The organism is Candidatus Nanohalococcus occultus (assembly GCF_029207735.1).
GTDB classification, from domain to species: Archaea; Nanohalarchaeota; Nanosalinia; order Nanosalinales; family Nanosalinaceae; genus Nanohalococcus; species Nanohalococcus occultus.
Genome location: NZ_CP104395.1, coordinates 695,965 through 710,250, shown reverse-complemented (window position 1 = coordinate 710,250; position 14,286 = coordinate 695,965). Strand labels below are relative to the sequence as shown.

Genomic DNA, 14,286 nt, shown 5'->3' with positions numbered 1-14,286 from the left:
AGCGTCGAAAAAACCGTTCTGAAGGGTATCCTGATTTGAGTAAGCGAGTAATCCGGAATCTTGTTTTGGCAGCGACAGCAGTGTCTTTGGTTTCTACAGCTTCAGCTATAGACATTAACTCTTCAAATGCCTTACAGTACTACGGGGACAACGATCTGGACTTTGAAGTCTCTGAAAACGGCGATACCAAGATTACAAACGGCGGACTGAATATTACAGGGATCGCAAACTTCACGGACTCGGGTATTTCGCTTTACCGACCGTTATCCGTAGAATCATCCGGTCCTTTAAGCGTACAGAACGGCATCGATCTTACAGGAACCGGTTCGAATACAATTGATTCGTACTCGACGTTCTATCTTTCCACCTCGGGTTCGCCCAGCGATATAGTGCTGGATCCAAGCGGAGTAGTAGGTACAACCTCCACGCTCGATATGGGAGGTAACAACATCACCGACATCGGCGGCCTACAGGACTGTGGAGCCAACGAATTCATAAACGGCAACGGAGAATGTGAAATCGATACAGATACCGATACCGACAACCAGGACCTGGCGGATGTACTTTCTCAGGGGAACTCTGCCGGAAGCAATAACATCGATTTGAACAGTCAGGATATAACGAATGTAAACGATATTTTCGTGGAAAATAACATCGAGATGACCTCGGAGAATACTAATGAGAACTCAATTGATTTCAGCGCCAGCCGGTTCCTTATATACGATTCTGTAAACGGTCAGGAGGAGCTAAGGGTCAATCGGGATGGAAACGTGGACGTCCCGAACGGGGATGTCCGTATTTCCGACGGGGCGTTGGTCTCGGAGTCCTCCAGTACGGACAGCAACTGGCTTCAGCTTCGTAGATCCGGTTCGACTAAATGGAACGTGTACCCGGATTCCGGCAGTACAGATGCTTTAACGTTCGAAGACGATGGCGCGTCCGGAGAAGTACTCCGCCTGAAAAGAGGGGGAAATGTCGAGATTCCGAATGGGAATCTTCAGATGAACGGTAACCGGATTGAAGGTGTCGGCGGCAGCAACCTCAACTTCGGCGGTAACGACGATGAAGATATACAGATTAACGTTGAGGCGCCCGGGGAGTACGAAGTACGACGTAACGGTTCAAGAGTATACTATGTGGACGATGATCTGGTTCTGGACAGCGGGAATATTGATGCCGGTGCCAACGACATAAACAACCCTGGTCAAGTCGATGGAGTTGATTTAGACAATCCTGGTAATGCTATTACGTTGTCTGGAAGCCAGTATGCTGTTGCGTCCGGGAGTATTGATGATAACGAGATTGCGGATAACACGGTGGATAACTCGGAGATACAGAACAGCGGTGATTTCACTTTCAACAGAGTCAGTCTGAACGGCCGATTAGACATGATCAGCGGAAAAGGATCGAACAATATCTACGATGACGGTGACCTAGTGGTTGACTCGGATGACAGCATTGAGTTCGCTGACTCCGGAACCACCTACATGGAGATAGGTACTGGAGCATCAGCAGGTAACACGCAAATAAGCGATACCGGAGAGGTCACAACTCAGGGCCGATTGGATGTTAACACAGATGGAGGGGAGATCAGTGATGATTCAGGTTCCTCGATGGACGTCCAGAGTAACGGGAATGTGGTGGTGACTCTCGGATGAAACGAATACTGGTACTTCTGACTGCGGCTTTGATCCTGAGTTCAGGAGCGGCGGCGAAAAACTTCACGGTGGAAGATTCTTCAGGCAACCCGCTTTTCCAGGTGAACGGTAATACAGGGGAAAAACAGTTGAACAATGGGGCGGTCAATATTTCCGATGGCGAGCCGATCGCGGCTTTCAGCCAGTCAGGCATCCGTTTCGATCAGCCATTGTCTTTGAACTCTCCGGGCGCATTGAGTGTTCAAAACGGGATTGATCTGACCGGTACTTCAAGTAATACTATTGATTCGTACTCGACGTTTTACCTCTCGACATCCAGTGGCTCCCCGAGCGATATCGTCTTACAGCCAACCGGTGAGGTCGGAGTTGATTCAAATCTTTCAACCACGGGCAACATTGACATACAAGGTAACACTCTGGAAGGCGTCGGCAACTTAGTTGATGAGACAGGTACAGCTTGTGGTGCCAACGAATTCATAAACGGTAACGGCCAGTGTGAAGTTGATACAGACACTGATACAACTAACACAGAAGATGAGATCGAGCAGGCGATCTTCGATACCGGTGACAACGACCAAGGAAACCTGGGGCTTAACGGCAACGAAATCGTAGACACACAGGGATCGGTTACACTCGGCGGCGGAGACGTCGACATACCTGACGGAGACTTCTACCTGAACGGTGACGGCCGACAGATCAGACTCTCATCGTCCACGGAAAACATACAGAACTCAGGAAGCATAGCCTTCGAGGAAGGATCGACATCCTCCGGTATAAAACTACAGTACGATGGGGTCGGTCCGGACAACGGAGCGCTGCGTATACAAGACATGGGAGACAGTGATGAAAACCTAGCGATAATCGATAGAGGAGGAAACCTACAGGTTCCTAACGGCGATGTAACTATTGGAAGCAGCCAAAATATTGAGGAACAGGGAACCAACGCAATGTTAGATTTTAAAGGAAATGCTAACGAGTTTTACAGCATCAATACTCCGGGAGGCGGTTCAGGCGCGTGGGGTATCTATGATACAGCCAACGGCCAGAGAATCACTGTCTTCAACGAAGGTGGAAATGTTGAAATTCCTAACGGAGATGTAGATGTAAACGGTAATGATGTCCGGCAGGTAAGTCAGGTAAGCTTTAACTCTGATGAGGAGATAACTGGTTCAGGGGACCTCTGTTTAGGTGATCGATGCGCGTGATGAAGAAAACTAAGTTACTGGTTGTCTCGGTTCTGGTATTTACGGCTTCAGCTTCAGCTATCGACTTCAACGACACCGAAAGCCTGGATTACTGGAGCGATAACACTTTAGACTTCAGAGTAAACCCGGATGGAACCGTTCAAGCGCAGAACAATATTAACTTGAATGGAAACACTTTACAGAACGCTAACCTCGAGGCTGGAAGTGTTGATGAAGGAGAAATTAACCAGAATACTTTGGATGATTCGGAGATCGAGGATAACTCGTTGACGGAAAGTTCCTTGGCTGCTGACAGCGTAGGGTCTTCAGAGCTGATGGATAACTCTGTTAGTAACTCGGAGATCCAGAATACCGCGAGTTTCACCTTTGACGGTATAACTAACAACGGAGATCTGGACATGAGTGGCAACGACATTGTTGGTGCGAGTTCGCTTCAGACCGTAGGTACGAATGCTGAGAAACGTTATGATTACTCTTATGATCAGGGATCTGATGAGTCCACTTACTATCATTACCTTGGCGAGGCCTCCGATCAGAGCGGTATGTTGTACGTAACCGGCTCCATCGGTGGTCATGAAGAAAGTCAGGGTAAAGCATACATAGAACTGATAGTTAACTCTCGCGGCCAGCAAGTTATCACGGGCCGGGTTAACGGCCAGCTAGGAACAAGCGCGGACATAGTTGCCTACAACGATGCCGACAGCAACACGGATATCTATCTTAAGACTGACAAGTGGGCGCAGATCCAGTTAACATACGGTAAAACCGGCTCCTCATCTCTCAACACTGCTCCGTCCCCAGATACGACCGCTCCGTCAGGAACACTTCAGTATAATCTCTCTCAAGACGTTGAAAACCAGGTTGATTACAGCGGAAACCTTGATTTAAACGGTAATACTTTGGAAGATGTCGGCGGCCTACAGAACTGTAACAGCAACGAGTTTTTGAACGGTAACGGAGAATGTGAGACAGATACAGATACCGATACTGACAACCAGGATCTAAGCGAGGTTCTTGCTCAAGGAAATAGTGCTGGTAGTTACAGTATCAATATGAATAGCAATGGTCTGGCTGATGTTGCCTCGATTGATGGCGGAGGGGATGCTGTACAGGTAACAGATTCTCTTAGCCTGAATAACAATAATTTGGATGATGTGAATCGTATTTTGATGGCGGATGCCGGGCCGGATGGTAAACTGGGTTTTAACGGCGCAGAGATTTATGAAGCACCCTTGGATGACTCGGACAGTCCGGGAATGCTTCAGCTTGTCAACGACGGCGGTATAGCTTTCGAGCCTAGCAGTGACGGGACAACAGCGGCAACGTTTACAACGTCAAATAATCTGAATATGCGTTCTAATAATATTGTTAACACGAACCAGATCGATGGTGTTGATATAGACAATCCTGGTAACGCTCTTACGTTGTCTGGTGACCAGTACGCCGTGGCTTCTGGCAGCATTGATGATAACGAGATTGCGGATAACACGGTCGATAACTCTGAGATCCAAAACAGCGATAACTTCGCGATGAATCAGTTAGATGTTAATGGAGTCAGTGGATCTGCCTCAACTGATGGAGGGACAGGTATTGGAGCGCCTGCGGTTTATACAAGCATAATTGAAGCCCGTAACGAGAAAGGCGGTCAGTCAACTTATCTTGAGCTTGGAGCGGACGGATACCACGGCTCGATCGGAAACGATGATATAGGATTTGTGACTCAGGGGAACGTCCAGGCGATGGTAAGTGATCAGGGCAACTTCGGTATAGGTACTACTTCTCCTTCTGATCCGCTTGATGTAAACGGCGATGCCACGATCAGAGGCGACCTTGATGTGTTCGGATCGATCACTAATACGAACGTAAGCGATCTATCGGTGAACGGAAGTATCTTGCCTCCGGAGGGCTACAGCAGCACGTTCGATGTAGGTTCTTCTTCCAGAGAATGGAGGGATGGATACTTCTCCGGGACGGTCTATGCCTCGAACTTCCAGGATGCGGGTACCGGAGACTCCATCAGTGATACCTACGTAGATGAAAGCGGAGACACCATGACCGGGGATCTGGATCTAAGCGATAACCAGCTCAGAAATCTTGACCTACAGAATGTTAACGGCATTGAGATGGATGGCGATATTTACGGAAGCGGCATAGATATAGGCTTGCGGGAAGTGGGCAGTATCGTAGGGCCGAAGAACGGCGATACAGACCTGAACCTGCGGACTCAGGGCGATGGAACACACGTTGTATCTGTCGAGGACGGCAGTACTGCGGGAAACATAGATATAATGCGGTTTAACGAGGGAACACAGGAAGTCGATGTGCCTAACGGCAATCTTGATCTGAACGGCAATTCCTTGATGGATATCGGCGGCCTACAGAACTGTGGCGCCAATGAATTCGTAAACGGAAATGGAAACTGTGTGACAGATACTGATACGGACACACAGGACTTGGCGAATGTTCTATCCCAGGGCAATAGTGCCGGCAGCAACAATATTGACCTAAATGAAAACCAGTTACGTAACGTAGACAGCATACAGGACGGTTCGGGAATAGATACCATTCGACTGGATGGTTCGAATAATATTGTAGTACCTAACGGACAGATCAACGTAAACAACCAGGGAGAGGCCGCAGTCTTCGGAACTGGCGATCACGCCAAACACTACGTGCGTTTCCGGGGTGACAGCGGGTTTGGTTCCACTGTAGGATACACGGATTCTATAGGCAACGGCGCTACCTTGATTCAGTCGGGTGACGGCAAGCAGGTCGCTATAGCAGTCGATAACGGCACGTTCGGGGGCGGAACAAATGCTTTGGTCGCTGATCCGAACGGCGACGTTAATATTCCGAGCGGCGATCTCAACATGAACAGTAACACGCTTCAGAACGTGAATCTCGAGGCCGGAAGTGTTGATGAGAGTGAGATCGCTCAGAACACGTTGGATGACTCGGAGATTGAAGATAACTCTTTGACCAGTGTTTCCTTGGCCGCAGGATCAGTAGGTGACAGCGAGATACAGGATAACACGGTTGATAACTCCGAGATAGAAAACAGTGCCAGCTTCACGTTTGGAGGTGTCACGACTCAAAATGGAGATGTCACTATTAACGGGCCTACAGAGTCGCCGATCAACGCAGGACCGTTCAGTCAGAACACCAAACAGAATACTATCAGTTTCAGCGCGGCTGGAGGTAGCAACGATCCTGGGTACATAACTCATGAGACTAACGGCGATCAGGGCAATACAGGTGTCTTACATCTGGCACCTAGTGATGATAACGCATTCCGTGACTACGTTGCGATCCACGGTACCGACGATCCAGCATCCCTCAAGCTCCATACTGACGGCAGCATCACAGGTATCTCCGGGTTAAACGGCTGTGGTGGCAACGAGTTCGTAAACGGGAACGGAAACTGTGAGACTGATACAGATACGGATACCGATAACCAGGACTTGGCAAACGTACTTTCACAGGGCAACAGCGCTGGCGGCAACAGCCTGGACATGAACTACAACAGTATTGATAACGTCGGCAATTTGAATGTCTCGACTTCCGGCAGCCAGATCGCTGAGTTCTCCGATACAGGCATAACACTCAGCCAGCCACTGAGTGTTGAAAGCTCCGGTCCGTTGAGTGTGGCAAACGGACTTGATCTAACAGGTACAAGCACCAACACGATTGACTCTTACTCTAACATGTACCTGACAACATCCAGTGGCTCCCCGAGCGACATAGTTCTCGATCCAACCGGAACGGTAGGAATAGATGCTAACGCCAGTATCGTCGGAGACCTGGATATGCAGGGCGGAACGGTTGAGAATGCTAACTTGGAGGCAGGTTCAGTTGATGAGAGCGAGATCGCTCAGAATACCTTGGATGACTCGGAGATCGAAGACAACTCATTGACGGCAGGAAGCATAAGCGCCAACACTATGGGTAACGGCGTTATCAACAACGCAGATAGCTTCACCTTCGGAGGAGTGACCACGAATGGAAATCTCGATGTTAATGAAAACTCAATTACAGGGGTGGATGATTTACAGGATGGTTCTGGTACAAGCACAGTAAGCTTTGATGGCAGCAACAACGTGGATATTCCGAACGGGAACTTACGGTTGGCTGATGGCGGTAAGATCGAAACCAGTTCTGCTGACAACAGACAGATTCTGTTCAAGCAAAACGGAGACGGCGTGTCTCTCGAGACCTCCGGTTCGGGAAGTGGCTACATAAGATGGTACGATAAAAACGCGGGTCAGGAGATAATTCGAGGCGATGAAGGAGGAGACGTTCAAATTCCCAACGGCAATCTAAATGTAAACGGCCAGCTGTCCGTTGGTTCCACGGAGTGTAACACCGGACAGTACCTTGATGGCGATGGGACATGTACCTCGGTGACAGGGGAAACCTCGGGAGAGTACGTAGATGAGGCCGGAGATACGATGAGCGGTGACTTGGATATGAACAGTAACAAGATACTGAACATTGGATCCGGCAACATTGACTTCGATCCGTCCGGAGCCGGGGACATCAACCTGAGAGGTAATGAGATCAAAAACGGCAACATTGTTCAGGCAGATAACTTGATCGCTGGTTCCTACTCTACAGGTACTTCGAAAGTTGATGGCAACGATATCTACGTCCAAGACGATGTGGAGGTCGGCGGAGACTTTGTAGGGGCCGGAGCAGACGTTGCGGAGAAAATACAGAATGAATCCCGGCTTGAGCCGGGAACGGTTGTCCAGATCTCCGGTAACATGAGCATTGATGCAACGGACGGAAAACATGATACGGATGTCGCAGGGGTCGTCTCGACCGATCCAGCGATGATAATGGCTAAGGAAAGAGGTGGCGTGCCTGTAGCTATGACGGGAACGGTTCCGGTCAAGGTAACAGTCGAGAACGGGAACATCATGCCTGGAGATATGCTGACAACATCTTCAGAGAATGGAAAAGCAATGAAATGCGGAGATATGGAAAACTGTGAGGGATCGGTCATCGGTAAGGCAATGCAGCCAGCGATGGAGGATTCAAAGATCAAGATGCTTATCTCGATGAGTTAGAGGAATATGAAATACAGAATACTTGGAACCGCAGCAGCTGTAAGCTTTTTACTGGCAGCAGGAAGCTTTACGTACAGTGTCGAACAGCCAGGCTGGAATGAACAGATGATTGCCAACAACACGTATGGAAAGTTCGTTGAAATCGATTCCTACAGTGATTCTGTAGGCATCGCGTATATACAGTCTAAGGACTCCGGTCTTGTATTCGAGGAGCGCAGTTTTTCCACGCAACTGCCTTTTGTTGGCGGAGATGCTGACTGGCGTAGACAGGTGATCGATAACCGTTCGGAGGTAGGGATGTATCTGTCAGTTGAGTCGGACGACGGCCGTCCGTTCGTTGCGTATCAGGACGGTGATCTCGGCGATGAGAAACTGCTTTTCGCACAGAGACAGGTCGGTCAGTGGAGTTCCACGGAAGTTGACAGTGTCGGTACAGGAGGGGTGTCCGTAGGCATGTATAACTCGCTTTCATTCCTCGAAGGCCGGCCGGTGATACTGTATCATTCGCCTTCACAGGGACTGAAGCTTGCGGAAAGAACAGGCGGCCAGTGGGACAGACAGAGCCTTGAGGAAGGAGAAGGCTGGTTTACTGAAACAGATACGTGCGGCGGTAACTTGCTCGCAGCTTACCGCTCAAGAGACACCGAAGACCTACGGTTCGGCCAGTACGACGGCGAATGGAACTCAGAGAACACAAGCTTCAGAACCCGGTCAGATCTAGATCTTGAGACCGGAGAAGACTGCGGCAGACATCTACTTTACCTCAATGCCTCATCAGATACCGTTGTTTACAAGTCACCGGATGAAAACAAGGAGTTCGCCAACGCATTTTTCACCAGGATGTCTCTCGAAGTCGACGAACAGCCACACATCCTCTACCATGATTCAGGGACAGGGATTGTCTACTCGACCAGAACAGATAACCGATGGCAGAATAAAACACTCCGGGAAGGAGAGGACATCGGACGTTACAACGACATAGAAGTCGATCCGTCCGGAAACATTCACACTGTCTACACAGACGGGAGTAAAGTCTTTTACTCGGTCTACAATGTTGGAACAGTGTCTCAGAAGAGGTCAGCGCTCGATGGCATACGCGCAGTTCTCTCAGCACTGACCTTAGCATTGACAGGATTTATATCCTGGAAAACAAATCTAGCGGCCAGGATAATTGAGAAGGTGAGATCGTGAAGGAAAAAGTAATTGAGAAAGCCGAGAAACGTTCAACGGAGATAATAGCTCTCACATTAATTCTAGGTATTGCAGGAGTCGCAGCACAGTCAGGAAACGGTCCGATACTTTCCGCAGGCTCATCCAGCGATCTCGTAGCCGAATACCGGTTTGATACCGGGACTGGAAATACAGTCTATGATAGTGCTGGCGGTAATGACGGGGATATTAATGGAGCCGGCTGGTCTGAAGGAGTCAGCGGCAAAGCAATGGATTTTTCACAGAACGGAGATCAGGTAACAGTCCCAGATGATCCGTCTCTTGAAGGACAGACTGAAGGCATAACGGTCTCGTTCTGGTTCTACTCGCGTCAAGACAATGTAGGAGACTGGTCAATAGCAATGAGTAAAGGAGCATTCGCAAACGATCCGTACGCTATGATTATGGACAGTGTTACCGGAGATAAGTTCAGATTCGATCCCACGTTGGGCGATCAGTCCGGAAATTACTACCGGGCAAATATAGACAATATTCCGCATAGAAGATGGACGCATCTAGTTATGCGATACGACCCGCAAACTGGAGATATGACTGTTTTCAGGGACGGAAAACTTGGAGATACCACTTCAGTAGGCGACATTGATCTTGCGAGTAACTCTAAAAACCTACAGTTCGGAGAGGGAGGTTCTGGAGGATATATTGATGGTAAAATTGATCAGGCACGGATTTACTCAAATCCGCTCTCTGATTCCGAGATAAAGACGCTTTACAACCGAGGATCTTGGCGTATTGGCTCAGAGGGAAAAGACAGCGAATCAAATATAATGGATCTTAGCTTCCAGCATCAGAACTCGACCCATGTCCTCGATACCTCGGGCCAGGAAAATCACGGTAGAAAACAAAATGGTATCTCACAGAAAACCATGGTTAACTGTCAGATTGGTCGCTGTGCCAGCTTTGACGGAGCAGGAGGTACAGGAATCGATCTTGATACGGTCTGGAGCGATCATTCGGTGTCTAGGACGTTTATGTTTTGGTTTAAGGAAGGTGAAGGTGTTTCAGCCGGAGACAGGATAATAACACAGGACTGTAACGAATGGTTCTGCCTTAGAAATGAAGGAGAAGACAGTTATAGCCTGTATTATGACGGCGGAAATAGCTACCAGTTCAACATGGATGACTCCGAGTGGCATCATACGTCTCTAGTGTTTAACTCTTCGGCCTCGGAAATAGAACTTTACACTGACGGCCAGCTGGAACAAAACTTCAGCTACAACTCCGGCTGGAGCCATAACGCCCGTCCTGTTGTCCTAGGAGGTAACACTGAAGGCACAGACGATATAACAAGTAATCACTGGGAGGGACGGATCGATGAGTTCAAAGTCTTCAACCAGCCGCTGACCCAGGAGGAGGTAATTCAACAGGCGGAAAATATTGAATCTAGGGGAGCGGTTCTGGATATGCGGTTCAACCGTAATGGAGGTGATAAGGCCTACGATCACTCTGGCGAAGGTAATACAGGGATTTTTCAGCCGGATGAAACTGTGGGTCCACAAAGAGTCGATGGTGTGATAGGGAAAGCGCTTGAGTTTGACGGTTTTGATGATAGAGTTGAACCTGGCCTTGACAGTGTCGGTGACAAACCGGCCCGTCTCACGGTTTCGGCTTGGTATAAGACAGAAGGCAACTACAATGATGACTCATTAGTCTCCGATGAGATAACCGCTCCGGATGAAGGATTTGGTCTAAGACCTGATTCTTTCAGAGTTGGTAGAGGGAACGGAAACGGATACGTTGAAGCATCCGGTAGCCTGATTAGTGGAGGATGGACTCATGTTGTAGGAACTTATGATAATTCAACGGTAAAATTCTATCAGGACGGGGAATTACTAGATCAAACCTCTTTCGCTGGACCTTATTTTAAATCGAGCAGACAGCTTGTTGTAGGTTACAATGCCTGGAGGAACTCAGGTACGTTTGATCAGGATTATGGTTGGAAAGGAGAAATTGATGAGGTGAAAATCTATCCTTACGCTGCTTCTAACGCCCAAGTCAAACAGCTCTACCGTAAAGGAGAGTCTAACATAGGCTCTTCTACAGAATCCGCTTCTACAGGCCTTCAAGAAGGACTTGTACTTGACCAATCCTTTGACCGAGTTGAAACCTGTGGAAACTCCGATACTGTTAGCTGTCCGTCGGGTACGGATGGGAAAGTCGCCGTCGATGAAAGCGGAGAAGCTAATCACGGAGAACTGGTGAACGGGCCAGAAGTGAAAGGTTCTGAGAACTGTAAGTCTGGCAAATGTCTTGGTTTTGACGGAAGTGATGATTCTCTAGACATACCGAATGATGAGGTCTTGAATTTCACTAACTCTGATAATTTCACGTATTCTACCTGGATAAAACGCGAAGATGCGACTAGCGGGGTTATGATCAAAGGACATACTACGTATTCATCAGGGTTTGACCTTTATGCGGGTGATATAAGGTTTGGTGCCAGAGATGGGAGTGGAACTGGTTTAGTGGTACAAACATCGATTGACAAGAAATGGCATCACGTTGTAGGCGTCTTCAACGCTCCGGCTAAAGAAGCCAAACTGTATGTTGATGGAAGGCTCGCAGATACGGATAGTAAGGCGGATTTGAACGATTTCTCAACTACTAGGGGGTTGAAACTAGGCGGCTCTTATAGGATTTCAGGCGCTTCTACGTTTGGAAAAGTAAGCCTTGATCAGGCTAAAATACATGACCGCGCCCTGTCTGAAACCGAGGTCTGGAATCTTTATACGAACGGTAGAGACAGAAAAGATGGATCTGCCGGCCCCACTGCCAAATGGAGCTTTGATTCTGTCTACGGCAACAAGACGTACGATTCTGCGGGCGATAATGATGGAACTGTATATGGTGCGAACCTTACTGCGGGTAAGAGAGGTTCTGCCCTTGAATTCGATGGAAACGATGATTATGTCAGCATAGACGGGATTGAGCAGTTTGATAACAATAACAAGCTCTCTATTTCCGCCTGGGTTAAAAGAAAAGGTCCTGCTGATAGAGCAGATATTCTTAACGCAGGAACTTATGATACTCTTTTGTTTGCTGATGGAGGGAATGCACAAGGTTCAATGTATATTCATGATGGCTCTGACTCCCATATAGTGAGAGGTTACACTATCCCACAGAATGAGTGGCATCATTTAACCGGTACTTATGATGGCTCTACATTGAAAATATATCAGAACGGAGTATTACAAGATTCAAAGTCTGTCAGTGTATCAGTAAGAGATTCTGGTAGCAGCACACGGATATCTGATAGCGGCTCTCTACCTTTCGAGGGAAAGATAGATGATGTGCGTATATATCCTTACGCGCTGTCTGACGGAGGTGTCAAAAATGTTATGAACTCTGGTTCGGCCGGTGTCTCAAGCAGTCGGCAGCGGTACGATGTTCCAAGGGACTGTCAGGAGATTAAAGAAAGGCAGGATTCGACGCATAGCGGCGTCTTCCGGATCGATCCCGATGGCAGTGGCGGTTACTCGCCTTTCGAAGTCTACTGTGAGATGGGAGAGAACGGAGGTGGATGGACACGGCTTTACACTACTAAGGATGGTGCTGTAAGCGGTGATAAGGGATGGGCGTTTGGAGAAAACTCATTCATGTGGGAGTCCGGAAGCGAAGTCAACTTCGGCAACGGTCAGGGATGGGTCTCAAATACAGGTAACAACGAGACATGGTCCATAGGGAAAGCATTTATGTCCAGCTATGAGGGCAAGACTGCGGTATGGGACTATTACAGTGCTAACGGCAATCCTATTCATCCGGCTCAGATCCAGGCACTTTCCGATACAACGGAAGACGGTACTTACTACGTCGGAGACTGGTACACGGATGACATCGATGAGCCGATAACAGATGTCTTCGCGGTCGCTCATCCAAGCGACTATGACTGTGTCTACGGTGGATGTATGACTATATTCCCTTCATCCGATCCAAGTCCTTCGGTCGGCGGCGACTATGTTCTAGGCTCCAACCACGGTTCAGGAGGTACCTGGACAGACTACATTGACTGGAGGAGCTTAGATGATGGAGATATCCCAACACACCTCGGCTTCAGGGACGGTAACGGACGTATAGCACACTGGGGAGAAGGAGACTTCACTCCTGATGGAGGTCACACACTAGAGTTCGAGAACCCGTACTTCTACGCGCGGTAAAAACTGGAGAACTTTTTATCCCAGACTCTCGAAACTGTAGGTATGGATAGTAAAAAACTGGAAAACTGGGTCGGACAGAAACTCGATGACGGCATACAGCCGGAAAGAATCCGTTCAAGTCTTGAGAACAAAGGCTACAGCCCGGAAATAGTGGATAAAGTCATCAAGGAACGGGAAAACAATCTAGACGATCAAAAAGAGGAAGAAGATGGTTTATCTGGCGGCAAAGTCGATCTAAGCACCCAAGAAGTTTTCGATAAGAAAATGGATCGGAAGCTGGCGGATGTAGAGGCCTCGGAAAGCAGTGAAACCGGAGACGCTGGATCTGAGTCGGATAAAGGTCAGAAAAAGGTTCAGGGACCGGGTTTCAGAGAGCGGCTGGGTACGGTGGTTTCTCGGATGGTTTCTGTTGCTGGCACTTACGGAAAACCGGCGGGGATTGCTGTCTTGGTTTTACTCTTTTTCTCGGCGGCCGTGGTTTACGGCCCGCGTTACGTGCCTGAAGACGGTCTTTCGGTACAGACGCCTTCGGTACAGGTTCCTTCCTTTAGCTTGCCGGCTTTGAATCTTCCAACTATTGGTGCTGATAGTACATCTAACGAGCAGGAGAACTCGGAGTTCGAAGAAATCTCGCTTCCGGACCGTCAGCCTCCGGAAGTTGAAGGAGAGACTGTCGAAGTATTCTTGAATGAAAGGCTTGCGAAACCATCCCGGGCATCGATAAAAAGCGGTGATGGTGTCAGGTTTGTCAACAACGCCTCCGGTCCGCTTGAGATGACCTTTGAATCCGAGTTAAAAGGTTTTACGCTTCCCGCCGGTAAATCGTGGACTGTCGTACCGGAGTCGATAACGTATTATGATGCGATCCTGGTGCGGTCCAATGGCACGGTACAGGGATCGATCTACGTTCAGTAATCCTCTGGTGAAGACCTATAAACAAGCGGAGAGAAAAACTTTTCAGGGAACACTGTAG

At 48.6% G+C, this 14,286-nt stretch carries 6 protein-coding genes; all 6 read left to right on the top strand.

Going from position 1 to position 14,286, the window contains the following annotated elements; all coding sequences use genetic code 11:
- Positions 1-35: 35 nt before the first annotated feature.
- From SVXnc_RS04035 to SVXnc_RS04010, 6 genes are read left to right on the top strand one after another with little or no spacing between them, the layout of a single operon-like run.
- Positions 36-1,658, top strand: coding sequence for a hypothetical protein (locus SVXnc_RS04035; RefSeq protein WP_347721644.1), 1,623 nt, complete (start codon positions 36-38; stop codon positions 1,656-1,658).
- Complete coding sequence (locus SVXnc_RS04030; RefSeq protein ID WP_347721643.1) at positions 1,655-2,863, top strand: hypothetical protein; 1,209 nt, start codon at positions 1,655-1,657, stop codon at positions 2,861-2,863. The genes SVXnc_RS04035 and SVXnc_RS04030 overlap by 4 nt, the downstream gene beginning before the upstream one ends.
- Positions 2,863-7,932 (top strand): beta strand repeat-containing protein, encoded by a 5,070-nt coding sequence (locus tag SVXnc_RS04025; RefSeq protein WP_347721642.1) that lies wholly within the window; start codon positions 2,863-2,865, stop codon positions 7,930-7,932. Before SVXnc_RS04030 ends, SVXnc_RS04025 begins: the two co-directional genes overlap by 1 nt.
- 6 nt (positions 7,933-7,938) lie before the next feature.
- Entirely contained in the window at positions 7,939-9,123 is a 1,185-nt protein-coding gene (locus SVXnc_RS04020; protein WP_347721641.1) for a hypothetical protein, read from the top strand.
- Complete coding sequence (locus tag SVXnc_RS04015; protein WP_347721640.1) at positions 9,120-13,313, top strand: LamG-like jellyroll fold domain-containing protein; 4,194 nt, start codon at positions 9,120-9,122, stop codon at positions 13,311-13,313. Before SVXnc_RS04020 ends, SVXnc_RS04015 begins: the two co-directional genes overlap by 4 nt.
- 42 nt (positions 13,314-13,355) lie before the next feature.
- Entirely contained in the window at positions 13,356-14,228 is an 873-nt protein-coding gene (locus tag SVXnc_RS04010; RefSeq protein ID WP_347721639.1) for a hypothetical protein, read from the top strand.
- Positions 14,229-14,286 lie beyond the last annotated feature (58 nt).